At 57.9% G+C, this 24,452-nt stretch carries 25 protein-coding genes; 19 read left to right on the top strand and 6 right to left on the bottom strand.

Features of this window, described 5'->3' with window-relative positions; genetic code table 11:
* Positions 1-382 precede the first annotated feature (382 nt).
* From traI to NCHU2750_RS30125, 12 genes are all read left to right on the top strand, one after another.
* Positions 383-1,009 (top strand): acyl-homoserine-lactone synthase, encoded by a 627-nt coding sequence (gene traI, locus NCHU2750_RS30180; protein ID WP_119945288.1) that lies wholly within the window; start codon positions 383-385, stop codon positions 1,007-1,009.
* A gap of 12 nt (positions 1,010-1,021) precedes the next feature.
* A complete protein-coding gene (gene trbB, locus NCHU2750_RS30175) occupies positions 1,022-1,999 on the top strand; it encodes a P-type conjugative transfer ATPase TrbB (protein WP_119945287.1) in 978 nt (325 codons plus the stop codon).
* Positions 1,989-2,360, top strand: a complete 372-nt coding sequence (locus NCHU2750_RS30170) for a TrbC/VirB2 family protein (protein ID WP_119945286.1) — start codon at positions 1,989-1,991, stop codon at positions 2,358-2,360. The genes trbB and NCHU2750_RS30170 overlap by 11 nt, the downstream gene beginning before the upstream one ends.
* The gene (locus NCHU2750_RS30165; protein ID WP_119945285.1) at positions 2,353-2,652 is read left to right on the top strand and encodes a conjugal transfer protein TrbD; all 300 of its coding nucleotides are present in this window, start codon (positions 2,353-2,355) and stop codon (positions 2,650-2,652) included. The genes NCHU2750_RS30170 and NCHU2750_RS30165 overlap by 8 nt, the downstream gene beginning before the upstream one ends.
* Positions 2,653-2,662: 10 nt before the next feature.
* Complete coding sequence (locus NCHU2750_RS30160; protein ID WP_119945284.1) at positions 2,663-5,104, top strand: conjugal transfer protein TrbE; 2,442 nt, start codon at positions 2,663-2,665, stop codon at positions 5,102-5,104.
* Positions 5,088-5,891, top strand: a complete 804-nt coding sequence (gene trbJ / locus NCHU2750_RS30155; RefSeq protein WP_119945283.1) for a P-type conjugative transfer protein TrbJ — start codon at positions 5,088-5,090, stop codon at positions 5,889-5,891. Before NCHU2750_RS30160 ends, trbJ begins: the two co-directional genes overlap by 17 nt.
* A 165-nt stretch (positions 5,892-6,056) precedes the next feature.
* Positions 6,057-7,235 (top strand): P-type conjugative transfer protein TrbL, encoded by a 1,179-nt coding sequence (gene trbL, locus NCHU2750_RS30150; RefSeq protein WP_119945282.1) that lies wholly within the window; start codon positions 6,057-6,059, stop codon positions 7,233-7,235.
* 20 nt (positions 7,236-7,255) lie between these two features.
* Positions 7,256-7,918 carry a conjugal transfer protein TrbF gene (trbF, locus tag NCHU2750_RS30145; RefSeq protein ID WP_119945281.1) on the top strand — a complete coding sequence of 221 codons (663 nt, stop codon included), beginning with the start codon at positions 7,256-7,258 and terminating at the stop codon, positions 7,916-7,918.
* Positions 7,919-7,933: 15 nt separating this feature from the next.
* Positions 7,934-8,743 carry a P-type conjugative transfer protein TrbG gene (trbG, locus tag NCHU2750_RS30140; RefSeq protein ID WP_119945280.1) on the top strand — a complete coding sequence of 270 codons (810 nt, stop codon included), beginning with the start codon at positions 7,934-7,936 and terminating at the stop codon, positions 8,741-8,743.
* Between the two features lie 3 nt (positions 8,744-8,746).
* Entirely contained in the window at positions 8,747-9,181 is a 435-nt protein-coding gene (locus NCHU2750_RS30135; protein WP_119945279.1) for a conjugal transfer lipoprotein TrbH, read from the top strand.
* A 12-nt stretch (positions 9,182-9,193) separates the two neighbouring features.
* Positions 9,194-10,486 carry an IncP-type conjugal transfer protein TrbI gene (trbI, locus tag NCHU2750_RS30130; protein ID WP_119945278.1) on the top strand — a complete coding sequence of 431 codons (1,293 nt, stop codon included), beginning with the start codon at positions 9,194-9,196 and terminating at the stop codon, positions 10,484-10,486.
* A gap of 381 nt (positions 10,487-10,867) precedes the next feature.
* Positions 10,868-11,515 carry an autoinducer binding domain-containing protein gene (locus tag NCHU2750_RS30125; protein WP_245480568.1) on the top strand — a complete coding sequence of 216 codons (648 nt, stop codon included), beginning with the start codon at positions 10,868-10,870 and terminating at the stop codon, positions 11,513-11,515.
* Here NCHU2750_RS30125 and NCHU2750_RS30120 read toward each other — a convergent pair.
* A complete protein-coding gene (locus NCHU2750_RS30120; RefSeq protein WP_245480567.1) occupies positions 11,493-11,786 on the bottom strand; it encodes a transcriptional repressor TraM in 294 nt (97 codons plus the stop codon). The two genes, NCHU2750_RS30125 and NCHU2750_RS30120, sit on opposite strands and share 23 nt — an antisense overlap.
* A 260-nt stretch (positions 11,787-12,046) precedes the next feature.
* Here NCHU2750_RS30120 and NCHU2750_RS30115 point away from each other — a divergent pair, with 260 nt between their 5' ends.
* Positions 12,047-12,265 (top strand): helix-turn-helix domain-containing protein, encoded by a 219-nt coding sequence (locus tag NCHU2750_RS30115; RefSeq protein WP_502703889.1) that lies wholly within the window; start codon positions 12,047-12,049, stop codon positions 12,263-12,265.
* 8 nt (positions 12,266-12,273) lie between these two features.
* Here NCHU2750_RS30115 and NCHU2750_RS30110 read toward each other — a convergent pair whose 3' ends face one another.
* From NCHU2750_RS30110 to traA, 4 genes are read right to left on the bottom strand one after another with little or no spacing between them, the layout of a single operon-like run.
* The gene (locus NCHU2750_RS30110) at positions 12,274-12,873 is read right to left on the bottom strand and encodes a lysozyme family protein (RefSeq protein ID WP_119945275.1); all 600 of its coding nucleotides are present in this window, start codon (positions 12,871-12,873) and stop codon (positions 12,274-12,276) included.
* An 11-nt stretch (positions 12,874-12,884) separates the two neighbouring features.
* Positions 12,885-14,045 carry a conjugal transfer protein TraB gene (locus NCHU2750_RS30105; protein WP_119945274.1) on the bottom strand — a complete coding sequence of 387 codons (1,161 nt, stop codon included), beginning with the start codon at positions 14,043-14,045 and terminating at the stop codon, positions 12,885-12,887.
* A complete protein-coding gene (gene traF / locus NCHU2750_RS30100; protein WP_245480566.1) occupies positions 14,035-14,601 on the bottom strand; it encodes a conjugative transfer signal peptidase TraF in 567 nt (188 codons plus the stop codon). Before traF ends, NCHU2750_RS30105 begins: the two co-directional genes overlap by 11 nt.
* Positions 14,598-17,897 (bottom strand): Ti-type conjugative transfer relaxase TraA, encoded by a 3,300-nt coding sequence (gene traA / locus NCHU2750_RS30095; RefSeq protein ID WP_119945272.1) that lies wholly within the window; start codon positions 17,895-17,897, stop codon positions 14,598-14,600. Before traA ends, traF begins: the two co-directional genes overlap by 4 nt.
* 252 nt (positions 17,898-18,149) lie before the next feature.
* Here traA and traC point away from each other — a divergent pair, with 252 nt between their 5' ends.
* From traC to NCHU2750_RS30065, 6 genes are all read left to right on the top strand, one after another.
* Complete coding sequence (gene traC, locus NCHU2750_RS30090; protein ID WP_119945271.1) at positions 18,150-18,452, top strand: conjugal transfer protein TraC; 303 nt, start codon at positions 18,150-18,152, stop codon at positions 18,450-18,452.
* Positions 18,453-18,456: 4 nt separating this feature from the next.
* Complete coding sequence (traD, locus tag NCHU2750_RS30085; protein WP_119945308.1) at positions 18,457-18,672, top strand: type IV conjugative transfer system coupling protein TraD; 216 nt, start codon at positions 18,457-18,459, stop codon at positions 18,670-18,672.
* Positions 18,659-20,635, top strand: coding sequence for a Ti-type conjugative transfer system protein TraG (gene traG, locus NCHU2750_RS30080; protein WP_119945270.1), 1,977 nt, complete (start codon positions 18,659-18,661; stop codon positions 20,633-20,635). Before traD ends, traG begins: the two co-directional genes overlap by 14 nt.
* Positions 20,636-21,015: 380 nt before the next feature.
* Positions 21,016-21,294, top strand: a complete 279-nt coding sequence (locus NCHU2750_RS30075; protein WP_119945269.1) for an HU family DNA-binding protein — start codon at positions 21,016-21,018, stop codon at positions 21,292-21,294.
* A gap of 198 nt (positions 21,295-21,492) precedes the next feature.
* Positions 21,493-21,828: a helix-turn-helix domain-containing protein gene (locus NCHU2750_RS30070; protein WP_119945268.1), complete on the top strand. Its 336-nt coding sequence runs from the start codon at positions 21,493-21,495 to the stop codon at positions 21,826-21,828.
* Positions 21,821-23,068, top strand: coding sequence for a type II toxin-antitoxin system HipA family toxin (locus NCHU2750_RS30065; protein ID WP_119945267.1), 1,248 nt, complete (start codon positions 21,821-21,823; stop codon positions 23,066-23,068). The genes NCHU2750_RS30070 and NCHU2750_RS30065 overlap by 8 nt, the downstream gene beginning before the upstream one ends.
* A gap of 27 nt (positions 23,069-23,095) precedes the next feature.
* Here NCHU2750_RS30065 and NCHU2750_RS30060 read toward each other — a convergent pair whose 3' ends face one another.
* Positions 23,096-24,373 (bottom strand): CapA family protein, encoded by a 1,278-nt coding sequence (locus tag NCHU2750_RS30060; RefSeq protein WP_119945266.1) that lies wholly within the window; start codon positions 24,371-24,373, stop codon positions 23,096-23,098.
* Positions 24,374-24,452 lie beyond the last annotated feature (79 nt).

The following is a 24,452-nucleotide window of genomic DNA, read 5'->3' as shown; positions in this document are numbered from 1 at the left end:
TGTCAGAAAACATCCAGATAACGATTTCAGGGTCATCAGCACCCTATAACCGTTATTATCGCTGATTTCGTGGATGTGACAAGGAGTTTAAGGTTAACAGGAACTTAACGCCGGCCCACCCTGCGGAGAACATAACCGTGATCTTCGAAGATCTTTTCACCTTTTTATCAATCGGTTAGCAGAGATTATGCATGTGATACGGTCTCTGTTCGTTCTAGGGTAAACTCTGACTCCGAAATCTGTTCGCAAGTCCGCTACCGGCGGCAAAAGATGACACCGCGCTGCGACTCACCCGACTCAGCCATACAGAATTCTGCAATTCACAGACATGATCCCTTCGTGTTGACCTTCTCTGAGACGAAACCGCCGAGGGGATTTCAATATGCAAATCATCGCTATCTCAACGCGCCAAGACCCACGCGAAGCGGTCCTTTTACGAGAGCATCACAAACTGCGAGCGAAAGTTTTCTCCGCTCGCCTCGGTTGGGACGTGATGGTGGAAGACGGACTTGAGATAGACCGCTTTGACGAACTTCAGCCGACATACATTCTGTGCATAGCAGGTGGGGACCGTGTGCTGGCATGTGCCCGCCTCTTGCCAGCTGCCGGCTCGACGATGGTCCGAGATATCTTCCCCATACTCATTGAAGGCGGCACTCTCAACGCCCATCCGGAAATGATCGAAAGCTCGCGTTTCTGCGTCGATACCGGTTGTGATGAGGGGAGGGGCCAAGGGGCAGTACACGAAATAACTTTGATGATGTTCGCCGGAATCATCGAATGGTCGCTGGCGCATGGTTACAAAGAAATCGTCACAGTAACCGATCTTCGCTTTGAGCGTATCCTCAACCGCGTCGGCTGGCACTTGGAGCGCCTTGGACAACCAAGAAAAATCGGTGTCACTACGGCCGTAGCCGGGATCCTGGCGGCGACGGAACACCAGTTTTCCAGGCTGCGCCCGTCAGGGTATCAGTCAGATTTTTCCAAATCACCCAGCAAGGCAGCGTGAGGAGGAAAAGGGATGACACAGCTTCGCTCTCACCCGAGACTGCTGCGCAAACTCCAAGAAGCCCTTGGCGACGAACTTTGCGCAGCACTAGATGACGCGAGCGTCGTCGAAATCATGCTCAACCCGGATGGCAAACTTTTTATCGAACGGCTTGAGCACGGCGTCGCGGCGGTCGGGGACATGTCGTCGGCTGCCGCCGAAGTGGTCATCGGTACGGTTGCCCATGCATTGGGGTCGGAAGTCGGTTCCGATCAGCCTATCATTTCTGGTGAGCTCCCCATCGGCGGACATAGGTTTGAGGGGCTATTGCCTCCCATCGTGGCCCGGCCTGCATTCACCATCCGGCGCAGGGCGTCTCGACTGATCCCATTGGATGATTACGTGCGCACCGGCGTGATGTCTTTGGCCCAGGCGCGAACGATCAGGAATGCGATTGCGTCGCGTCTCAACATTATCATTTCGGGTGGAACCGGGTCAGGAAAGACGACGCTTGCCAATACCGTGATCGATGAGATCGTCAAGAATGCGCCACTGGACCGGCTGGTTATTCTCGAGGATACAGCGGAAATACAATGCGTCGCCGAAAACGCAGTTCTCCTGCACACCAGCGATACGATCGACATGCCGAGGCTCCTCAAGAGTACTATGCGCCTGCGACCGGATCGCATCATCGTTGGCGAGGTTCGCGACGGCGCGGCTCTCACATTGCTCAAAGCCTGGAACACCGGCCACCCGGGCGGGCTGGCGACGATCCACTCCAACACCGCGGCATCCGCACTGAGACGTCTCGAGCAATTGACCGGCGAGGCAAGCCAACAGCCGATGCCTGACGTGATTGGTGACGCCGTCGACCTCATCGTCTCGATCGAACGGACACCGCGGGGCCGCCGGGTTCGGGATGTCATCCATGTCGAACGATTTGCGCACGGCCAATACGACATCCAGTGTGACGCGCCAATGGAAGAGCAGGAGGCCCGCAATGTTGCCTAGAAAGGTAGTCGTGCCGTCATCAGTGGCAGCCATGCTCGTCTCGGCGGCACCAGTACTGGCAAGTTCCGGTGGCAGCCTGCCCTGGGAGGGGCCACTCGAACAGATCCAGGAATCCATTACCGGACCCGTCGCCGGATACATCGCGCTGGCGGCTGTCGCCATTGCAGGTGGGATGCTGATTTTTGGCGGCGAGCTGAATGATTTCGCGCGGCGGCTCATTTATGTCGTGCTTGTTGCCGGCATACTGCTCGGTGCCACAACCGTTGTCGGGCTTTTCGGAGCAACGGGCGCATCGGTCGGCGTGCCGGAAGACCTTGCGCCCGCTTCATACCTCGCAACAAAGGACGCCGGCGATGCCTAATCATCTTTCCGGCCTCGCCCGAAATCGCATTCACCGCGCGTTGTCACGCCCGAACCTACTGCTTGGCGCGGACCGGGAGCTTGTTCTGCTTACGGGCCTCATCGCGGTGATCCTGATCTTCGTGGTCCTGACCCCATATTCGGCCGTTCTCGGCGCCGTCGTCTGGATTGCCATTGTTGGCGCACTTCGCATGATGGCCAAGGCCGATCCTGTGATGCGAAGAGTCTATCTGCGCCACATTTCCTATAAACCGTATTACCGGGCAACATCGTCACCATGGCGAACTTTCTGAGGATGTGGCCATGACAGCACTAAAGCGTTTCCAAAACAGCGGGCCATCGTTTGCGGATCTTGTCCCTTATGCCGGCCTCGTCGATGATGGCGTCCTGCTTCTGAAAGACGGGAGTCTGATGGCCGGCTGGTATTTCGCCGGGCCTGACAGTGAAAGTGCGACAGACAGCGAGCGCAACGAACTTTCCCGGCAGATCAACGCGATCCTTTCGCGGCTTGGTAGCGGCTGGATAATCCAGGTCGAAGCGATCCGGATACCGACAATCGATTACCCCACTGAAGAGCGGAATCATTTCCCGGACCCTGTCACGCGCGCGATAGAGGCGGAACGGCGGGCCCATTTCGGCCGCGAGCAAGGGCATTTCGAAAGCAAGCATGCGCTCATTCTCACCTATCGACCGCTCGAGCCCAAAAAGACGGCCTTCAGGAAATACCTCTATTCCGACCGTGACAGCCGCAACCAATCCTATGCGGACACGGTGCTTCTCCTGTTTCAAAATAGCATCCGCGAAATTGAGCAATATCTTGCCAGTACTATCTCGATTACGCGCATGCACACACGGTCCGTTGCCGAGCGGGGCGGTGAAAAAACCGCCCGATACGACGATCTTCTACAGTTCATACGCTTTTGCATCACGGGCGAAAGCCACCCGGTTCGATTGCCCGAAGTTCCGATGTATTTGGACTGGCTGGCGACTGCCGAACTTGAGCACGGATTGACGCCCAGGATCGAAAATCGCTTTCTCGGTGTCGTTGCGATTGACGGGCTACCGGCTGAAAGCTGGCCCGGCATTTTGAACAGCCTCGACCAAATGCCGCTGACCTATCGCTGGTCATCTCGCTTCATATTTCTCGATGCTGAAGAGGCCCGGCAGAGGCTCGAGCGGACACGCAAGAAGTGGCAGCAAAAGGTCCGCCCGTTCTTTGACCAACTTTTCCAGACACAAAGCCGCTCGGTCGATCAGGATGCGATGACCATGGTCGCCGAAACCGAGGATGCGATTGCCCAGGCATCATCCCAATTGATCGCGTATGGATATTACACACCAGTCGTCCTTCTCTTCGATCAAAATGCCTCAGCCCTTCAGGAAAAGGCAGAGGCCATTCGCCGGCTGATCCAGGCAGAAGGTTTCGGAGCGCGGATCGAAACACTGAATGCGACCGACGCTTTCCTCGGCAGTCTTCCCGGAAACTGGTACGCCAACATCCGCGAGCCGCTTATCAATACCAGCAACCTGGCCGACCTCATTCCATTGAATTCTGTCTGGTCCGGCAGCGCGGTGGCGCCATGCCCCTTTTATCCGCCGGGGTCTCCACCTCTCATGCAGGTCGCCAGCGGTTCGACACCTTTCCGATTGAACCTGCATGTTGATGATGTCGGACACACACTGATCTTTGGTCCGAGCGGTTCAGGTAAGTCCACCCTGCTGGCGCTGATCGTCGCGCAATTCAGTCGCTACGAATTTGCCCAAATCTTCGCCTTCGACAAAGGCAATTCATTGCTGCCGCTGACACTGGCCTGCGGCGGCGAGCACTACGAGATCGGAACTGATGACGAGAAGGGGAGGGCGCTTGCGTTCTGCCCGCTGTTTGATCTGTCCACGCAAGGAGACCGCGCCTGGGCGAGCGAATGGATCGAAATGCTGGTCGCGCTGCAGGGTGTGGTCGTCACACCCGATCATCGTAACGCCATCTCCCGGCAGATCGGCCTGATGGCCAAGGCATCCGGTCGATCATTATCAGACTTCGTCAGCGGCGTGCAAATGCGCGAAATCAAGGAGGCGCTGCATCACTATACGGTCGATGGCCCGATGGGACAGTTGCTCGATGCCGAGGATGACGGGCTAACGTTGCGCTCATTGCAGTGCTTCGAAATCGAGGAATTGATGAACCTGGGCGAACGGAGCCTCGTTCCAGTTCTGACCTATCTGTTTCGCCGGATAGAAAAGCGGCTGGACGGGTCTCCGAGCCTGATTGTACTCGATGAGGCCTGGCTGATGCTCGGCCATCCGGTGTTCCGCGACAAAATCCGCGAGTGGTTGAAAGTTTTACGCAAGGCCAATTGTGCCGTTGTTTTGGCAACCCAGTCGATCTCGGACGCCGAGCGATCCGGCATTATCGATGTCCTGAAAGAATCCTGCCCGACAAAGATATGCTTGCCGAACGGAACTGCGCGAGAGCCAGGGAGCCGGGAATTCTATGAACGGCTCGGCTTTAACGAGAGGCAGATCGAAATCGTCGCCTCCGGAATCCCCAAGCGCGAATACTATGTTGCGACACCGGAAGGTCGGCGCCTGTTCGACATGTCGCTAGGGCCGATTGCGCTGAGTTTCGTTGGGGCTTCAGGAAAGGAGGACCTCAAGCGCATTCGCGCATTGCATTTGGAACACGGCAATCAATGGCCGGCCAAATGGCTTGAAACAAGGGGAGTGGAACATGCGCTTTCAAGTTGAGCCGCGGAAGCGTATGACCGCTATCGTCATCGCCGGGGCCATCACGCTGATACCGACATTGCCACTCTATGCTGGCGCGGTGACCGGCGCCGCGACCGAATGGACCCAGCTCGCCAACAATGCGCAGCTTGTCGATCTCCTGACCAGTTCCGGGCGGCAGGTCGACAACCAGCTCACCCAGATCAGCCAACTTGCAGAGCAGATCCAGAACCAGCTGAACATCTACCAGAACATGCTGCAAAACACGGCGCAACTCCCCAGCCACATCTGGGGGCAGGTGGAGAATGACCTCAATCGTCTGCGCGATATCGTAAACCAAGGGCAGGGCATTTCGTTTTCGATGGGCAATGCAGACGATGTGCTGGCCCAACGTTTCAAAAGCTACGCAGATCTGAAAGCCGACCTTCCGAGCGCGGAAACTTTCTCGACGAGCTATCAAACATGGTCGGACACGAACCGCGACACCATCGCCAGCACGCTCAAGGCAGCCAGCCTGACCGCTGACCAGTTCGACAGCGAGGAAAGCACGATGAGTGCGCTGCGCAGCATGTCGGAATCCGCTGATGGCCAAATGCGTGCGTTGCAGGTCGGTCATCAAATCGCCAGCCAGCAGGTGGCGCAGATGCAGAAGCTGCGCGGCCTGGTCTCCCAACAGATGACCCTTATGGGCACTTGGCTGCAGACCGAACAGTCCGACAGAGACCTCGCTCAGGCGCGTCGCGAGAAGTTCTTTAACGCGACGGCACCACCTACCTCTGGAGGCGAGAAAATGAGGGTTGAGTGGTGAGATCATAGCGTGCCGCCGCAGCGTCTGCTGTCATTTTCGCGGGTTGCGGGGGGCTAGTTTTTCGCCTCGGACCATCTGGTAACACGCGACACCGGGTGTTTCTCCAAACGACCGCAACGGCCTCCAACAACCGGTGGGCAAAAGATGACAATCGATTGGTAAACAATGAAACCAGAAATCACCAGATCTCAGGCAGCCGCAATCCTTGTCGCGATTGTCGCACTGACTGCCCAATCTGCTTTGGCTCAGGATGGCTCAGTCCTTACTGCTCTTCAAGACGAGATCACGAACGCGTCGAAAGGATGGGAGACTACCGTCCTTGATGCGGCGCGATCGCTGTTCTGGATATTGGCTGGGATCGAAATCGGTATAGCTGCGGTATGGCTCGCGCTGCAAGCAGCATCGCTCGACAGTTGGTTTGCGGAATTGGTTCGGCGGATCATGTTTGTTGGCTTTTTCGCCTTCGTCTTATCCGAGGGGCCGACATTTGCCAAAGCGATCGTTGATAGCCTCTTCCAGATCGGCGCGGGCGGAGGAACGGCATCTCCAGCCGACGTTTTCAATGCCGGCCTGACCGTTGCGACGAAAATGTCGGAGAAGGTCCAATTCGGCCTGTTCGAGGATAACGCGCTTGCGATCTCGGCAGCCTTTGCAATGGTGGTCACCATCATTGCCTTTGCACTTGTTGCAGCCATCTTTGTGTCCGTCATGGTCGAGATGTATCTCGGCCTCCTTGCCGGGATGATCATGCTTGGGTTGGGTGGATCCTCATTCACGAAGGATTTCGCGATCCGTTATCTGGTCTATGCCTTTTCAATCGGAATGAAGCTGATGGCCCTGGTCATGATCTCTCGCATAGGATCGGAAGTGCTCATTGGTTTGGCCAATAGAACAGACGTCGGAGACGAGTTTCAAACCGCACTCGCGATCGCCGGCATTGCGGTCGTAGTGTTCGTTGTCGCGATGTATGTCCCCACCATCATTCAGGGTGTCGTTCAGGGCGCGTCGGTCACCGGCGGCATGGAAACCATTCGTCATGGCGGTCAAGTAGCCTCATTTGCCGCTGGCTCCGCCATGCTGGCCGTCAACTCGGGACGCGCAGGCGCTGCGGCAACACAATCGGCCCGAGCTGCAGGTTCTTCAACTGCGGGCGCAGCTCTGAAAGGCATCGAGACAGCGTTTGGATCGGGCATGTCGGCGACAGGCTCCGCGGCCAAAGAAAAGGCGATCGGCTCGCCTGGCGCCTACGCCGGGTCGCTTCTCGGGCTCGCCAACGCAAAGCTCGACGGCAGAAGAACTGGCCAAACGGGAAAAGTTTTGCCGCCTGAGATGAAAGTCAAGTAGCGACAGGAAGGGAAATATCAATGGCGGCTGAGTGTGCCCCGGAAAATCCGTATCTTGCCGCGCGGCAGGAGTGGACGGAGAGATATGGATCCTACGTGCAGGCTGCACGTGCCTGGCGGAGCGTCGGCATCGTCGCGCTGATCATGGCGGTCATAGGTTTTACCTATGCGATCTATCTGAGCACGCAGGTGAAGCTTGTCCCCTACATTGTAGAAGTGGACAGGCTGGGAAATTCTGTCAACGCAGGTTTCCCCGAGCAGATCGAATATGCCGATGCGCGGGTTGTCCGCGCGACACTTGCAAACTTCGTTGCGAGCTTTCGTTCGATCACGCCCGATGCGGTGGTACAGAAACAATATGTCGATCGGACCTATGCGTTGTTGCGCGCATCCGATCCTGCCACCCAGAAGATCAATGCCTGGTTCAGGGGCAATTCACCCTTCGAGCGCGCTAAAAATGCGACGGTCGCCATAGAGGCGACCAACATCGTCGCGCTCTCAAGCCAGACTTATCAGATCGACTGGACCGAATACGAGCGCGACCGAAAGGGCAAGGAGACCGGCACCCGTCGCTTCCGTGGCATCGCCACAGTCGCGCTTACGGCGCCACTGGACGAGGCCACCATTCGGCTCAACCCGATCGGTCTGTATGTCCAGGATTTCGAGTGGACAGCACAGCTTTAGAAACAGGGGGATTTGATGAACGGAAAAGGATTGATCGCTGCCATCGCCGGCCTCGCCTGCTTGATGCTGGCCGAGAGCGCCTTGGGACAGAGCTTGAACCGCAACGAAGCCAAAGCGACAGGCATATCGAGCCAGTGGCGCAGCTCGCCCGGTATTGTGACCACCGGGGCCGACGGGAAAGTTATTTTCCTTTATGGAGAAACACAGCCCTCCGTCGTCTGCTCGCCATTGCAGGTCTGCGATATCGAACTTCAGGGCGGTGAAATCATTCGCGATGTGCTCGTCGGTGACACGGTCCGCTGGAAGATCGAACCGGCGACCTCAGGCACCAGCGGTGGTCAGGCAATCCACCTGATCGTCAAGCCTTCAGAAGCCGGACTGGTCACCTCGATGGTCGTAACGACCTCCCGGCGCACCTATCACATCCAGCTAAAATCCCATCCGAGCCAATACATGGCGCGTGTAGGGTTCGAGTATCCGCAGGACACATCAACAAAGCTGTCGGATATCAATGCGCGCCTCGAGGCCGGCGGACCGGCAGGTACACCAGAAACGCTGAACTTTTCATATTCGCTCAGCGGGAGCGCCTCATGGAGGCCCAAACGCGTCTACTCCGATGGGGAAAAGACCTACATCCAATTCCCGAAATCGATCACCGGTCAGGATGCACCTGTTCTCTTCGTGGTAAGCGGTGGCGAGAACCGCGTCGTGAATTACCGCATGAAAAACGACATGATGACAGTCGATTACGCTATCGACCGAGCTGTCTTGATCTCCGGTGTCGGCTGGCGGCAGCAAAAGATCACCATTCGGCGAGGGAGGTGATTTATGCGCAGCTTGTCTTCTGTACTGCTTCTCATGGCTTTCGCCTCGGGCTGCCAGACAATAGATGACATGAAGACCAACCACTCTGATCCGCCCGTGATAAGCGGTGCCGCCGCCGGCGTCATTGCGGGCGACATGGCGAGCCGTCTTGCTGAAATTGTCTCGACGAAATCGACACCATCGATCCGGATGCGCAGGGACGACACGGAATACGCGATTGCACTGGAAGCTGCCCTGAGAGGTTGGGGTTACAAACTGGTAGCCGATGACCGCGACCCCTCAATGAAACCGCTCGACCTTTCATACTCCCTGTACAGTTTTGAGGATCAGGTCCTCGCCCGCCTCACCACGCCGACCATTTCTTTGGGGCGCACCTACCGCGTGACGGTAGGAGGCGCTTCTTCGACAAGTCCGCTCTCCATCTTGCATCCCGACTGAGAAGGATAACTTGTGTCACAGTCTCTCCAGCTTGGAAACGCCGGCAATGGCGCCGAACAACCGGCAATGCGGCGCCTAAACAGATTGCCGGTATTTGTGGTGATAGCCATCGTTGCCACTGTGCTCGGGGTAATCGTCATCGGGCTTTCCTGGCGGGGGATTACCTTCGATCGACGTGGTAATCCAAGCGAAGCCTCCAATGCTCCGGCCACGAGTTTTGGTGATCAACTCAAACGTGGTGTCACTGACGGGATCATCGGCGAACCGGAGCAGCGCGAAGTGTTCCAGCCAGTCCCCGTCATCGAGCCTCGTCAAGAGGCGCCGAAGCCGCCGCAGGAAAGCAACGGAGTCACACCCGATCGTCGAAGCGCCCGGCTGGAACCGGAGGCGGAGTGGAAAGCGCGGCTGAAAAGAGAACAGGACGAGCAGATCATCCGGGAAGCACAGCGGCAAAGAATGGCGCGCCTTCAAGCTCAGTCAACCGCCCTAGAGTCACCCTTGACCGTCAATATTGGCGGTGTGCGCGAGGGTTCCGATACTCAGGAACGGCAAGGATCGCCATCAGCAAGTGGATCGAAAGGCGCCGGTGATCTTTATGCTGCGGCGATGAAGGCCGGGTTGCCGGGCGTGGGTGCCGATCAGAATGCACAGGCGGCCAAGGAGGATTTCTTCAATCAGGACATCAAGGATCTCGGGTATCTCCCGAACGGAGTTGTTTCCCAGACATCGCGCTTTGAACTCAAGCGCGGCTCCGTTATTCCCGCGCTGCTGATTACCGGGCTGAATTCGGATCTTCCGGGCCGGATAACTGCGCAAGTGAGCCAGAACGTCTATGATAGCGCCACCGGACACCGCCTCCTGATCCCGCAAGGGGCCAAACTCTTCGGGCGGTACGATTCCAAAGTTTCGTTCGGGCAGGAGAGAGTGCTGGTGGTCTGGACCGATCTGATCTTTCCGAACGGATCAACGCTGCAGATCAGCGGCATGGCGGGCACGGATGCTGAAGGGTATGGCGGCTTCAAGGACAAGGTCGACCGCCACCTGTGGCGTACATTCGGCTCGGCAGCGCTGGTGGCCGTGATCGGTACCGGTATTGATATGTCATTACCAGAGAGTTCCTCTTTGGCGACGCAGGATACGGCGTCGGATGCCGCCAGACGAAACTTTGCGGAAACGTTTGGCCGGGTGGCAGAGCAGACCATTTCAAAAAATCTCAACACCCAGCCGACGCTAGTGATCAGACCCGGTTTTCGCTTCAATGTCCTTGTCGATCAGGATATCGTTTTCCCGTCCGACTATCGTTGATTGTCGCTCGTCCAGGTTCGAGCTCACCCCTCAAGAAGTGGAATTGAACTGACGCGATGGTGATATTGTGCATCGCACACATCCAATAATTGATTACCTGTCATGTTTCTGTTATTTTTCCAAGAGGTGGGTTTCAGTCGAGAGCTCGCATATTTCTCATTCTCATGGCCAAGGGCATTTCGGCCGACCGCTGTTGATTAAGTCGTTCAGGCGAGGAATCCCAGTCTTGGGCCTCCCTCGCACTCACATGGCTACGGCATCTGATCCGGGCCTTGCAGCCCTCGATAGATGACCCTGCCGCCAAAAGACGAGGGGTAATAAGCTGTGAATGGAAGCGCTCGCTCACTTATTGATCTTATCGATGTCGCAGATGACCAAAGCATGATCGAGAATGTTCTACAGACCTTCAGCAAGTCATGGGGCTACGAACATTTCGCCTATCTTCAAACCGAAGGATCCGAGGTCAAGACCATCAACTCATATGCGCTGGGTTGGCAGGAGAGATATCTCAAGAAGGAATACGCGAAACTCGATCCCGTCGTGGAGGAGGCCAAACGCCGGCGCGAAATGTTTTCATGGAGCGCGGACGACTGGGTTGATCGGCGTGGCACTGATCTCCGCAAATTCCGTGATGAAGCCATCGGCTGCGGGATTCGTTCGGGTGTGACAATGGCAATTGAAGGCAGCTATTGCTCAACCATCATGCTGACGTTTGCCTCTGGAAAGAAAAAAGAGGAGACCCTACCGCTCTTCAAGCCCATCGAAGGACTGCGCGTCATTCTTGCTGTGCATTATCGGCTGGAACATGTCGGCGCCAGAAAGGCGATCGCGCCGAAGCAGACCTTGTCCGCGCGCGAGAAGATGTGCGTCAAATGGGCGATCAAAGGGAAATCGTCTTCAGATATGGCAGCTCTGACGGGCCTGAATATCAGAACGATCCAGCATTACCTGGACAACGCCCGCGAAAAACTCGACGCCAAAACCCTGGCGCAACTGGTCGGCCTGCTTAAGGATAGGGGTTGGTGCTGACCGCCTGCTCATTTTCGTCTTCCGGAACGGCTGGAACATACCCAAGGGTATCGATGAGCTCTGAGAGCTCTTCCTGGAGCCGGTCGGCCTTATCCTGGCGGGCGAGATACGCGTCCTGCATGGCCTGCAGCACCATTGCGGAAACTGTAGTATCTTCACTTGCTCGAACCCATTCGTCGTAGACCAGCTGGTCGGACTCGATCTGACGACGGTGGGCTCGGATCTTTTCGATCACGAGCGCCTCGAGAGTCGCCTTGTCTGTAACGTTCAAGAGAGGCTCCACTTCCGGCAAACGCGGGTCAACGCCGCCTATTGGTTCCGTTGACGTAGCGCTACGAGCTGACAAATGTCAAACCCACTGGCTACGAGGGCAAAAGATATGAAAGGTTCGGATGCGGCAATCATGGTTCCGAACCAAAAATATTGGAGAACCGCCCGACCATAGCATATCGATTGTCGAATCGGAACTATAGTTCCTAGTCGGATCGTTATGATTGGCGTTCCGCTTCCCTTATGGATCTCAACGGGATCATGGCGGTCAACTTGCGTCGTACCCGTCATGGCATGAACATGTCGCAGGAAGAATTGGCCCATCGCTGTGGCCTGAGCTCCCGCTATATCGGCGATATCGAACGCGGGAAGAAAAGTGCCACGCTCACTGTGCTTGGCCTGATCGCCAACGCTCTTGGTGCTGACCCTGTCGAACTCATATCATGGAAACCTGACCCGGAGGGCAATGTGAGCGGCTAGGAGCCTGCTCATGGATCGATACCGATATGCGACAGATCCACTCTTATCTCCGCATTCTCACCGACATTGGGATGGTCCGGGGATAGGCGAGCGTTGTCGTGCTGAGGATCGATTTTCTCGCTCGGCTCAACGACAAGGAAGGTTTGCCCCCCAGGATCAGCCGCTGAGAAGACCTTCTGATTCCTGAAGACACCAGTTCTCCAGGCGACAACTGCATCGTCGAACAGTTGGGTGAGAACAGCTTTGTCAGTCGGATTGCCGTACCATCGGGTGACGATGCGTGCGATCTTCGCGAACATGGCAGTTCCGGTTCTAAGATTGTCGCAGGCGTCCAGAAGCTTGCCGTCGAGTTGCTCGACCTTGCCGACACCGTAACCGACAGGCAGTTGAGTAATGCCAACACGAACGGTGGCCATGACTGCGTTTTGCCTGACGATTTCGAGCGCTTCCTCGGTGGTGGCCGGCTTGGTGAGGAGGATTTTCTTGTCACCCCACCTGACAGTGATAGCCAGCGGATCATCCGATCCGGCCGCCTCAACGAACTGCTCCACGATGGCAGGCGTCAGGCTGGGGTCAGCACAGTGAGCAATCAGCGCAGCATCGAGCATGGTCTCTCCGATCAGGTGTTGAAGGACAGTACGAAAGGTATGTTGAAAAGGAGCGCCCAGGCCCGCGTGGTCGCGCGCTGGATGGCGACGATTGAGGTACCGGCGGTCCACCAACCATTTCCGACGGCCACTATGATATCGGGATCATGGAGCATGGATTGCAGTATCGGCCAGACGAGCAGCTGTTCGTAGCAGATAAGCGGCGCAAGTCTGGTTGAGCTTAAGGAAACCACAGGATTGGTGAAAAGATGGGCGCGGGCGCCGCCCGCGTCATCCATCAGACGCCTCCAAGGCTGCCACATGGCGCCTGGCACAGGCATGCGCTCACGGTAGATGATACTGGAACTCATGGCCGTGATCCGCACCAGCACATTGTCGTAACCGCTCTGATCGACGACCGCTGCGCCGGCAATGACGGTGACGTTGGTCTCTTCGAGTGATTTCTGCCAGAAGTGACGTGAGGTTGGCGTCCAGAATCCGAGCGTACTCTCGGGGAAGATGACAACAGTTCCTGATGAGTGCCGTCTTGCCATGGACACAAGTTCTTGTTCTCGTTGCAGGCTTCCCTCGCGACCAAGCGACGCGCCAAATTGAAGATCGATGCTCTGCCATCCAGAGGGTGAGATCGCCGGTGTCCAATGCGTTGCGGACCAGATCCAGAACCCGCACATGATCATTGCTACGAAGGGACGATAGCTTGTGGCCATCAGTGCCAGGCCGATCAGCGTCGCTCCCAGACCAGCCCATCCCCATCCTGGAAAGAGTACGCCGGCCGCAGTCACCGGGTTGGCCCAGCCGAGTATTCCGGCCGGTGGTACAGCCATCACGGCGCACGCGCCGAGATATCGCAGTGACCGATCCTTGACCGTCGCATTGGCCCAGCAAAATGCGTGCACGCAGATGAAGATCGAGGAAGCGGCCATCCACAACAGCAGGCCCGGCCAGACCTCGGCCGAGTAGAAATTTGCCACACCCTGCGGCAGGCCGTGCGCAGCCGCCAGAAAATAGCCAGCGGAGATGAACGCCGCCTGCCAGCGTGTCCGCGCCCCAGACCACAAGGCCGGAAACAGGATCGACAAAGGCAGGAGAAGCACATCCCCATTCCAGCCCATCCATCCGCAAAGAGCGGCAATTCCCACCAGTCCCGTCAGGCGGAGGCGATCACGGCGCATAGGTTAACACCTCCTGGGCCAGGCCCAGTACGTTTTTGATGGGCAGCGGACCGAAATAGCGAGAATCGAATGAACCGGGAAAATCCGAGTGCAGGTAGACTTCACCGGCCATGAGTTCGCCGCCTGCATAAGGCGTTAACGGCCGCTGCCGTCCATCGACGGCCAATAGTCGCGAGTGTGCAAGCAATCGCCCATCGATCCTGACCTCGGCTCCAACCTCGATGAACTGGCCGGTCAGCGCCGCAACGGTCTTGATAAGCGGCGCGGTACGGCCTGCGCATAGGCCGAAGCGGAGATATCCGCGCAACCGTGCTTCCCGCATCATGGCATTGTCGGGCATGCAGACGAACAATGTATCGCCGACGCGAGGCGGAGCATTCATGGATGCGATGCGCCACAGACCAATGGGTTCGCTCGGCGTCAGGTTCACACGATATCCCCCGCAACCCAGCGAGCCGGCTCCAACAACTATGATCACCGTCGCAACGAGAAACGAGGCGAACACATATTTTCGGGCTCGGCGCATGGCGTTCGGGAGCGCGGGTTGCTGTTTCATTTCAACGAGAGCCCCTTTGACTGGGTTACACGCATCGCCTCGGATGCCTTTAACGCTTCATCGCTTCGCACATGTGCCACCATCTGCTGAACGGTGCGCATCGCCGGCCACGCTTGTCGCAGCTCAGCCTGCTGTGTGTCGCTCATGCCGGCGCTGATCTGGCGGAAGACGTCGCCGGTCACATCCCTGGCCCCAATTGCCAGAAAGGTCCTGTCCCCGAAACGTCGGGAGACAGCCTTGGCAAATTCGTCGAGCTCTGCCTTTGCTAGCTTGTCTGCGAGCGCATAACCCAGACCTGCCGGTAGGTCGTTGCGATCGATCGCATCGCGTACGCGCTCGAGGACGCTGTTTGTGCTTGTCGAAAGGGCAGGAATTTCCAGCTCATGTCGCTGGCGCGCAGTGAGCTCCTCTAACCGGTATTGCCGCTCTGCATCGCCGCGCTGTCGCAGGAAGTCAGAAATACTGTCTGCGAGCGGCTGAACGTTGCTGAGGGCGCGTTGACGATCAGCCTTGTCCCTCGGGGTCGCAAGCAAACCTGCCTTACCCTTGAGGGCACCGAACCGTTCGGGCTCGCAGACAATCCGCGCGATTGTGGATTTGGCCGTGACGTCGTCGGTCAACATGCGATCGATATCGACAGTCTTGAACGCGTCTGCCGGGTTGGCAAACACGGAATAGAAACGCGTCGACACCTCGTTCCATTGCTGCGCGAGAGCAGGATCAGCATTGAGTTTGCTGTCTACCACGTCGTCGATGGATTGCGGGAATGTCGTCGTTGCAGAAACCAAGGGTTTCTTCTCCATTGATCGAGGGGCAGGGGCGTTCTCCATCAGGCCCAACCTCTTGCCGAGGGCGGCAAGCCGGCCAGTGAGTTCGGCAAATTTGCTGCGTTGTCGTAACGTCCATTCCAAACGGTCGCGTAGGAGCGTTCTCGCGATATTGGCTATATGAAGCCCGCGCGCCTGCGCAAATCGGAGAGACTGCGCGTAGAGCCGCCCGCCCGCATAGTCGAGTGTCGTCTCCTTGGCGTTTCGGCGGGAAAGGACTTTGACGAGCCCACCGGCTTTGTCGATGGATCGCCGGCCGTAATAGACCCGCAGATCTTCTCTATGGCGGGTCATCGCCACATAGGTCAGGTGGCGGTCCAGCGAGAGCGAGGCCAGCACCTTGACGGTGTCAACGGTCGCTCCCTGGCTTTTGTGCACGGTGGCGGCGTATCCATGGTCTACACTGTTGTAAAAGCGCTGTTCGACCGAGATACGATGTCGCCGCACACCCTCACCAAATTCCGCGACGATGCGACCCGGTCCTGCCTCTACGACCTTGGCCAGCGTACCGTTCTTGACGCCCAGCGATGCTTCGTTTCGCAGAAACATGATCTGATCGCCGGCCGAAAACATGCGCTTGCCGTCAGCTGTCATAAACGGCGAACCGTTTTTGATGATGCCGCCTTCAACGAGCTTTTCGCGAGCGGCCATGTTCAGGAGCCGAACATCGCGGCGAAGATGGGCAAGGATCAATGATGTCTTTGTCAGATCGTAGTCACGGCTCCAGTCGTCGATGAGATGCTCGACGGCCTGCGCCTTGAGATCAGCGCCGATGATCCTGCCGTTGGTCCGATAGGTCTCGATCGCCTTACCGATATCTCCACGGGCAAGATCCATCGACGCATCGCGCATCCACGGATCATGCTGTCGATAGATTGTGTCCAGCTCGGCATAACCGATACGATCGGCAATGGTGCGGAAAGCGGCACCCGCCTCGATCGGTTGCAATTGTTCCGGATCGCCGATCAGGACAAGCTTTGCGCCTGTCCTGACAACCATATCCACGAAAAAGGCCATCTGTCTTGATGACACCATGCCGGCTTCATCAAGAACGAAGATCGTCTTGTCGTCGAGCAAGTCACGGTGTCGGTTCCATCGCAACTCCCAGGAGGACAAGGTGCGTGACGAAATGCCGGCTTCATGAGCGAGGCCTTCCGCTGCCTTGCCTGCAAGAGCACCACCGACAACGCGGTATCCGCTGTTCTCCCAGACCTCTCGTGCCGCCTTCATCATCGTCGTCTTGCCTGCACCGGCACGCCCGATCACGGCGGAAACTCGGGGGCTTGCCACAATATGCTGGATGGCAGTCTTCTGCTCGTCGGACAGCGTGTCATGACGGGCAAAGGTTGCGCCGAGAACACGAGCTTCAACACGATGCGAGGATCGGTTCGACAACCACACCGCCCGGTTGGTCATTGCGGCTTCAAGCCGGATCATCGCGCGGCTCGTGTATTTTGCCGGGAGACGTTGCCCCGTGGCGAAATCGATCCGCTCGACGTCCAGCCGCAGGATCTGTGGGCTCTGCAGGATGCGCGCCATCAGGTTCTGGAACAGCACGGCATCGGCGGTATAGCGATACAGGATTTTTGCGACATCGTGGCTGTCGAAAACGCTCCTTTCCCGCATAATCATGTCGATCACCAGATCGGGACTACTCGTGATCCGTCGCGCATTCTGCTCACGCCGCGCGTCCTGCATCCCGACCCTCTCAAGCGAGGCGGCGTCACCGGAGAGATCGCTTTTGCGCTCAATGGCTTTTGCGCCGACGCCGAGATGGATAGTCGGCGCCAGCTCGATCCCCTGCTTTTCGAACGACCGACCATCGATGCGGATGTCAAGACCGGCGCGCGCAAGATGCCGGTTCTGGCAGGCAAACCAGCCATCACGAAACAGGTTAAAGTGCTCACTATTGCCGGCCCAGAGATCGTAGACGATCTTGCCCGCATCATTGCGGATCGGCTTGCCGTCAGGGCCCGCCATCGCAACCTTCTTTGGGCCGAAACCGTGTTCGGTCAACGGTCGCACTGTCATCATCAGGTGAACGTGCGGATTGTCCGGCGCGTCATGAAAGACCCAGTCGGCCACCATGCCTTTTGGCGTGATGTGTGCCGCCACGAACTCCCTCACCAGCTCGATATTTTGAGCAGGCGACAGTTCGACAGGCAGTGCGATTGTGACATCCTTGGCCAATTGCGCGTCGGCCCTTTTCTCGAAGCCTTCGACCTTGTTCCAGAACGCTTCGGAGGCGCCGGAGATGGATCGGTCGGCGATCATCGCGCGAAGCCATTCAGGCGCGTCGACGGGGATAACAAACTCTTCGTGCAGCAGCCCTTGCTTGCGCGTGTAGTCGATGGTCCGGGCCTCACGGTCATATTCCATCCTGGCACAATGCCTGTATGCCGCCGACATGACCGCACTCCCACCGCGGCCGCGGGCGACGATGCTGACTGAGAAATGCGGGACGGCCACGAGAGCGACGCTCCTTCTTTCAGTTGAAAACACCGGGTCGAAGAGCGCGGAGGCCCCGCCAGGGCGCCAAAAACAAAACGTCGCATCAGCGACGTATAATTGCGCCGTTCCGGATCCGCTCTCGTCGAGCGGTCGGATGATTGATCAAAGCATCGCCCATGGCGATTGCAGAATTTACCCTAGTGCCTTGCACCCGTCCGTCTGGAAATCTGTGGCGCATGCCACCGCTTTCCAATGACGGGAGAATGCCGGATGAAAAAGCCATCCTCGAAAATCCGCGACGAGATCGCCAGGCTCCAGGACCAGCTCAAGGCTGCGGAGACGCGCGAAGCCGAACGGATCGGTCGCCTCGCCTTAAAGGCCGGCCTGGGCGAACTCGATATCGAAGAGACCGTGCTGCAGTCGCGGTTCGAGGAAATCTCAGCTGACTTTCGGGCAGGGCGCGGGACGGCGAGAAGTGCTTCGGACAGAAGGGGGAAAGGAGCAGGTCAATGCGAGGACACGACCTCGGCGGTCCCGCCTGGCGAGGCTTCGAGCGGCAATGGCGAGGCTTGATCGCATGGCACGTTCAGCGACGGCAGATGCGCGCAAAAAGGATACCCGCGAAAAGATCGCACTTGGCGGCCTGATCGTCAAAGCAGGGCTGAGATACGAAAAACGTGCGCTTCTTCTCGGCGCATTGATCGATCTTCGCCACCGAATCAACCTAGACGAAAACGAACGCGCGCGATTGATCGCAATCGGATCGGAGGCCTTCGGCAATGACGATGGGTAGGCTCGCCGCGTTCCTTGTGCCTCAAACCCTGATGATGGCGGCATTCATCGGTCTGACGGGCGTAGAGCAATGGCTTGCACGCTTCGGCGAGACAGAGGCTACGAAGCTTTTATTCGGGCGCGTCGGTATCGCATCGCCGTATCTTGTTGCCGCGGCAATCGGTGTCATCGCAATCTTTGCGCGAGCCGGGTCGATCAACATCAGGATCGTCGGATCGGGGGTCGGGTTTGGTTGCCTTCTTGTCATCCTTGTCGGTGTCCTGCGCGAAACGATGCGTCTGGCAGCAATCTCGACCGACGTGACGTCGAATATGTCGAGCCTCTCCTATCTTGATCCCGCCACGATGGTCGGAGCGGCAGGAGCACTGATGACCGGCTGTTTTGCATCGAGGGTTGCCATGAAAGGCAACGGGGCTTTTGCACGGCCAGCGCCCAAACGGATTGTCGGCAAACGCGCTCTTCATGGAGACGCCGATTGGATGAGACTTGGCGATGCGGAAAAGCTCTTCCCCGAAACCGGCGGTATTGTCGTCGGAGAGCGGTACCGCGTTGATGAGGATGAGACAACGGCCCGGCCGTTCAGTGCCAATGACCGGACAAGCTGGGGCAAGGGTGGTAAAGTCCCACTTCTGTGTTTCGACGGATCCTTCGGCTCGTCGCACGGGATCGTGTTTGCTGGATCAGGCGGTTTCAAGACGACGTCGGTGACGATCCCGACCGCCCTCAAATGGGGCGGTACGCTTGTTCTCCTCGACCCCTCTAATGAAGTTGCGCCGCAGGTGTCGAGACACCGCGAGAATGCCGGCCGCCGCATCCGCATCCTTGATCCGCACCGACCGCAGACAGGCTTCAACGTGCTCGACTGGATCGGCAAATTTGGCGGCACGAAGGAAGAGGATATTGCAGCCGTCGCGTCCTGGATCGTCAGCGACAGTGGTCGCGCCTTGGGCGTTCGCGATGACTTCTTCCGCGCCTCCGGGCTGCAGCTGGTGACCGCTATGATTGCCGATGTCTGCCTGTCAGGTCTGACGGACGAGACGGATCAGACACTGCGCCAGGTGCGGGCTAATCTGGCAGAGCCCGAGCCACAGCTGCGCAAGCGCCTGCAGGAAATCTACGACAGCTCGCTGTCGGACTTCGTGAAGGAGAACGTCGCCGCGTTCGTCAACATGACGCCGGAGACGTTCTCCGGTGTCTATGCCAATGCGATCAAGGAGACCCACTGGTTGTCCTATCCGAATTATGCAGGTCTGGTGTCGGGCAGATCCTTTTCGACCGACGACATCGCCTCAGGGCAGGTCGACGTGTTCATAAACATCGATCTCAAGACGCTCGAGACGCATTCCGGTCTTGCCCGTGTGATTATCGGTTCGTTCCTGAATGCCATTTACAATCGAAATGGAGAGATCAGCGGACATGCGCTCTTCCTCCTCGATGAAGCGGCAAGGCTTGGCTATATGCGCGTTCTCGAGACAGCGCGCGATGCCGGGCGCAAATACGGCATCACACTGACGATGATCTACCAGTCGATCGGTCAGCTACGGGAGACCTATGGGGGCCGCGACGCGTCGAGCAAATGGTTCGAAAGCGCCAGCTGGATCTCCTTTGCAGCCATCAACGATCCCGAAACCGCCGAATACATTTCTCGGCGCTGCGGCATGACAACGGTCGAGGTCGACCAGGTCAGCCGCAGTTTCCAATCACGAGGATCCTCGCGAACACGTTCCAAGCAGATGGCGGCGCGGCCGCTGATCCAGCCCCATGAGGTACTGCGGATGCGCACCGACGAGCAGATCGTCTTCACCGCCGGCAATCCCCCGCTCAGGTGCGGTCGCGCCATCTGGTTTCGCCGCGCGAATATGAGAGCCTGCGTCGAGCAAAGCAGATCTCACAGGAGGGCTGGTCCTCAAGACATGTCGATGACCGAGGAAGGTATAAAATCGACGAATGGGACGGGCGGATGATGAGATGCCGAATATCCATCCGCCGATACGAGACGCTTTCGCCGTGCGCTGAATTCCCGGCCTGCTCAGCGCACGATCGGGGCTGTCGGACGACGGCGACCTTGTTGGGGCGCAATTTCTCCGTGACGAGATCGAGGCCGAAGATCTGCAAAGCGAACTCGATTTCATATGGGAACGATCCGGCATGCTGAGTGAAGCGTCTCGCTCATTGCCGAAGCTCACATTCACATCACAACTGCCAAAAGGCCCCAGATGTGCCAAATAGCGTTCAGCGAAGCTTTCATGGGGATAATCGCCGAAATACGCAGGATGGCATAGTCATCAACGTGACAGAATCGCATTCTGGTGGGAACGGTTCAGGGATTAACGAGGGAAAACCGATGACTACGACCAACGAAATCGCCGACAAGATCGCATCCGAACACGGTCTGACCAAGGCTCAGGGCAAGACGATCGTCGAATCCGTCTTTGAAGCAATCACCGCAGCGGCGTCGTCCGGTGCCGAAACGTCCATTGCCGGCTTCGGTAAGTTCAAGGTGAAGGAAACGCCGGAACGCGAGGGCCGCAATCCGTCGACCGGGGCAACGATCAAGATCGCAGCGGCGAGAAAACTCGGCTTCCAGCCGGCCAAGGCCCTGAAGGACGCGCTGAACAAGTAACGCTTGCGGCCTGCGCGATGCCACCGCTCGCGACTTCAATGGCCCTGCTTTTGGCAGGGCCATTCTGTTATTGTCGCTCCTTAGAGAACCAGACCGTGCACGATTGGTCTTGCTGGGAAACTCGCACATTGTGCTGCGCTGGATAAATTGTAATCTTCGTGCTACATATCTCCAGAATTTGTAGCGCGAAGATGACAAATGCCGACACCTCATAACCCACCGGCCGCTGTTCGGCGCGCCCTGCGCAAGCTTGGCGCCGATATCAAGGATGCACGTCTCCGCCGACGCCTGCCGATGGCGGTTGTGGCTGAGCGCGCCTTCACCTCGCGCTCGACCCTGCAGAAGATCGAAGCCGGCGACACCAATGTCAGCATCGGGATCTACGCTGGTGTCCTTCAAGCTCTCGGCCTGCTGGATGGGCTGAGCCAGATTGCCGATATCGGTCGTGACGCGGTTGGCCAGTCCTTGGCGAGCGCTGAACTGCCGAAGCACGCCCATGTAAAGCGGGCGGTGAGGTTAAAGGACAATGGCTGATTTCGAAGTCCATCTCGACCTCGACGGCCGCACGCGGCCGATCGGTCTGGCGCGCAGCAATCGTGTACGCGGTAACGAGACGATCATGTTCGAGTACGATCAGAGCTGGCTTGAAGATCCGGACCGGTTTTCACTGGAGCCGGCTCTGGCTTTGACCCGAGGGGGATTTGCCCCACCAGTCGGCCTTGCTACATTTGGTTCCATCGGAGATTCCGCGCCCGACACTTGGGGCCGGCGCCTCATGCAGCGGGCTGAGCGTCGCATGGCTGAACGCGAGGCTCGCGCTGTGAGAACGCTCGCGGAAAGCGACTATCTGCTCGGAGTGGCCGACGAAACCCGCCTGGGAGCGCTTCGCTTTCGGTGGATTGGTGAGGAGCAATTTCAGGCACCGATCCAGAGCGGCGTGCCCGCCCTCATCGACCTTGGGCGTCTGTTGCAAATCACCGAGCGCATCCTGCGTGACGAAGAAACGGACGAGGACCTGCAGCTCATCTTCGCGCCCGGCTCATCGCTTGGCGGTGCGCGACCGAAGGCCTCGGTGATCGATCAGCATGGCCATCTCTCGATCGCAAAATTTCCCAGGGAAACGGACGAGTATAGTATCGAAACCTGGGAGGAGATCGCACTGCGACTGGCCGATCGCTGCGGTATCACCACACCCCTCCATCAGTTGGTCGATATCGCTGGCAAGAAGGTCATGTTGTCCCGACGCTTCGACCGTCGCGAAGTGGTCCGTATTCCGTTTCTGTCAGCGATGGCTATGATGGGGGCGAGGGATGGCGAACGCGGCAGCTATCCGGAAATGGTCGACGCATTGGCCGAGCATGGAGCGCAGGGCAAAAGCGATGCCCACGCTCTCTACCGTCGTGTCGTGTTCAACGTGCTGATCTCAAATGTCGACGATCACCTTCGAAACCATGGATTTCTCTGGCTTGGCAAAGCCGGATGGTCACTGTCTCCGGCTTATGATCTCAACCCGGTTCCGACCGACATCAAGGCGCGCGTGCTGACGACGAATATCGATCTGGACGAAGGCACATGTTCGCTCGACCTGCTGGAGGCGGCGGCAGAGTTCTTCGCCCTGACCTTGTCGCAGGCCCGGCAGATCATCAGACAAGTTGCGGATGCGACCTCAACATGGCGCGAGGTCGCGAAGATCGTTGGTGCGAGATCTGCGGAGATCAACAGGATGTCCAGTGCCTTTGAGCATGAGGATCTGCAGCGAGCGCTCGTCCTGTGACATCGTCCTCCGGCGTTGCGCTTGCGATCAAGAAGCATCCTCTCCCTGCATGCCTTCCAGCAATATCGCTTCGGTCTCATAAATTCCGACGCCACCTGAGATCCTGATCTGCGTGCCGAATGAGGCGGACTGTTTCTGGAAGCGCGACAGGATGCGATCGGCATCTTCGCCATGCGCCAGTTCGGGGGCAAGGCGTTTATCGAGTGCGTCAGTCTGCAGCGCGTCATGGCCGCCAATGACGACCGGATAAAAGGCCATGCGCGCAAGCCTACCATCGGGGGTGAAAGAGCAAAGTCCGACGACGCTTTCCCAGATTTCGCGGGCGGTCCACTTCGAACCTTCCGAGCGGATATGAAAGATGAAATTTCCCAGGCTGTAGAAGATCGGACGCCCACGATAGATCTCGACCGGCTGCAGGACCGGAGCGCCGTGGCTGACGAACATGGCAGCGCCGGCGTCGATGCATTGTTTTGCGACGCTGCCGACCCAATCGGATACCTGATACCAGTCGGACGCCCAATGATGATGGTGCAGATAGGCGATGACCATGTCACCATTTTCCGCAGCAACCGTGATCGCCGAGAGATTGCGCTTGAGATCAGACGCATCGATTTTGACATTCCGGCCAAACCGATCCGAACGCCGGAATAGGGCCCGCGCCATGGCAATCTCGGTCTCGGGATCGATAGTGGGGGTATCGTCCGGCTGGGCGTCGTTGCCGAGATCCATGTCGGTATAGCCGAGCCGATCGCGGATGGATTTCAGCTGCTTGAAGGCTGTAGCGTCGACATCAAGGACCTTGCTCAGCTTCAGCCGATTGATACCCGGGCGCTCCGGTCGGTCCACTTCGGCATCTGCCGCGTACATGAAGTCGGGCCCGGGCCCACCGTCCATCGCCACCAACGCGATATCCCGACCGGCAAACGAGCCATAGCCGGGAAGGCTTGCTTCTTTCCGGTTCCGGCCGGCGCCGGCGTAAACAAAACCGCGTGCTTCGACTTCTTCCATCGTCGAAAGAACACCGGAGGGACCGAGATCGAAGGCATGATTGTTGGAAAGCGTCAGGCCTTCGAAACCGATCGATCGCAATGTGTCGAGAACGACCGGCCGGCTTGCCCCGAAGAACGAGCCTTTGAGCGGCCAGCCACCATGACGTCCGAGGATCGTGGTCTCGAAGTTGGTGAAGGCGAAGTCCGACTGGCCGATAATGTCTTGCACACCGAGAAAACCCTTTGTCTCGACGGTGCGAATATCGTGTTTGATGAGGGACTGGCCGGTGACGGCAATGGTAAAGTACTGGGTCATAACGATTTTCCTGGCGCCGCGCCGAGCGCTGGCGAATTCTAAAGGGATATTGCCGCGAGGCGCCGACACAAGCGCCACG

Source organism: Neorhizobium sp. NCHU2750 (genome assembly GCF_003597675.1).
Taxonomy (GTDB): Bacteria; Pseudomonadota; Alphaproteobacteria; order Rhizobiales; family Rhizobiaceae; genus Neorhizobium.
Note: the sequence above shows the minus strand (reverse complement) of the source record. Positions and strands in the feature narration are given on the sequence as shown.

Bases quoted from the DNA above. Each gene is read 5' to 3' on its own strand.
- traF (WP_245480566.1), bottom strand. From the start codon at position 14,601: ATGAAACAGCAACCCGCGCTCCCGAACGCCATGCGCCGAGCCCGAAAA.
- NCHU2750_RS30170 (WP_119945286.1), top strand. From the start codon at position 1,989: ATGTTGCCTAGAAAGGTAGTCGTGCCGTCATCAGTGGCAGCCATGCTC.
- trbB (WP_119945287.1), top strand. From the start codon at position 1,022: ATGACACAGCTTCGCTCTCACCCGAGACTGCTGCGCAAACTCCAAGAA.
- NCHU2750_RS30075 (WP_119945269.1), top strand. From the start codon at position 21,016: ATGACTACGACCAACGAAATCGCCGACAAGATCGCATCCGAACACGGT.
- traC (WP_119945271.1), top strand. From the start codon at position 18,150: ATGAAAAAGCCATCCTCGAAAATCCGCGACGAGATCGCCAGGCTCCAG.
- NCHU2750_RS30165 (WP_119945285.1), top strand. From the start codon at position 2,353: ATGCCTAATCATCTTTCCGGCCTCGCCCGAAATCGCATTCACCGCGCG.
- NCHU2750_RS30135 (WP_119945279.1), top strand. From the start codon at position 8,747: ATGCGCAGCTTGTCTTCTGTACTGCTTCTCATGGCTTTCGCCTCGGGC.
- trbL (WP_119945282.1), top strand. From the start codon at position 6,057: ATGAAACCAGAAATCACCAGATCTCAGGCAGCCGCAATCCTTGTCGCG.
- NCHU2750_RS30065 (WP_119945267.1), top strand. From the start codon at position 21,821: ATGGCTGATTTCGAAGTCCATCTCGACCTCGACGGCCGCACGCGGCCG.
- traD (WP_119945308.1), top strand. From the start codon at position 18,457: ATGGCACGTTCAGCGACGGCAGATGCGCGCAAAAAGGATACCCGCGAA.
- NCHU2750_RS30070 (WP_119945268.1), top strand. From the start codon at position 21,493: ATGCCGACACCTCATAACCCACCGGCCGCTGTTCGGCGCGCCCTGCGC.
- NCHU2750_RS30160 (WP_119945284.1), top strand. From the start codon at position 2,663: ATGACAGCACTAAAGCGTTTCCAAAACAGCGGGCCATCGTTTGCGGAT.
- trbF (WP_119945281.1), top strand. From the start codon at position 7,256: ATGGCGGCTGAGTGTGCCCCGGAAAATCCGTATCTTGCCGCGCGGCAG.
- traG (WP_119945270.1), top strand. From the start codon at position 18,659: ATGACGATGGGTAGGCTCGCCGCGTTCCTTGTGCCTCAAACCCTGATG.
- NCHU2750_RS30115 (WP_502703889.1), top strand. From the start codon at position 12,047: ATGGCGGTCAACTTGCGTCGTACCCGTCATGGCATGAACATGTCGCAG.
- trbJ (WP_119945283.1), top strand. From the start codon at position 5,088: ATGCGCTTTCAAGTTGAGCCGCGGAAGCGTATGACCGCTATCGTCATC.
- traI (WP_119945288.1), top strand. From the start codon at position 383: ATGCAAATCATCGCTATCTCAACGCGCCAAGACCCACGCGAAGCGGTC.
- NCHU2750_RS30060 (WP_119945266.1), bottom strand. From the start codon at position 24,373: ATGACCCAGTACTTTACCATTGCCGTCACCGGCCAGTCCCTCATCAAA.
- NCHU2750_RS30110 (WP_119945275.1), bottom strand. From the start codon at position 12,873: ATGCTCGATGCTGCGCTGATTGCTCACTGTGCTGACCCCAGCCTGACG.
- trbG (WP_119945280.1), top strand. From the start codon at position 7,934: ATGAACGGAAAAGGATTGATCGCTGCCATCGCCGGCCTCGCCTGCTTG.
- NCHU2750_RS30125 (WP_245480568.1), top strand. From the start codon at position 10,868: ATGATCGAGAATGTTCTACAGACCTTCAGCAAGTCATGGGGCTACGAA.
- NCHU2750_RS30105 (WP_119945274.1), bottom strand. From the start codon at position 14,045: ATGCGCCGTGATCGCCTCCGCCTGACGGGACTGGTGGGAATTGCCGCT.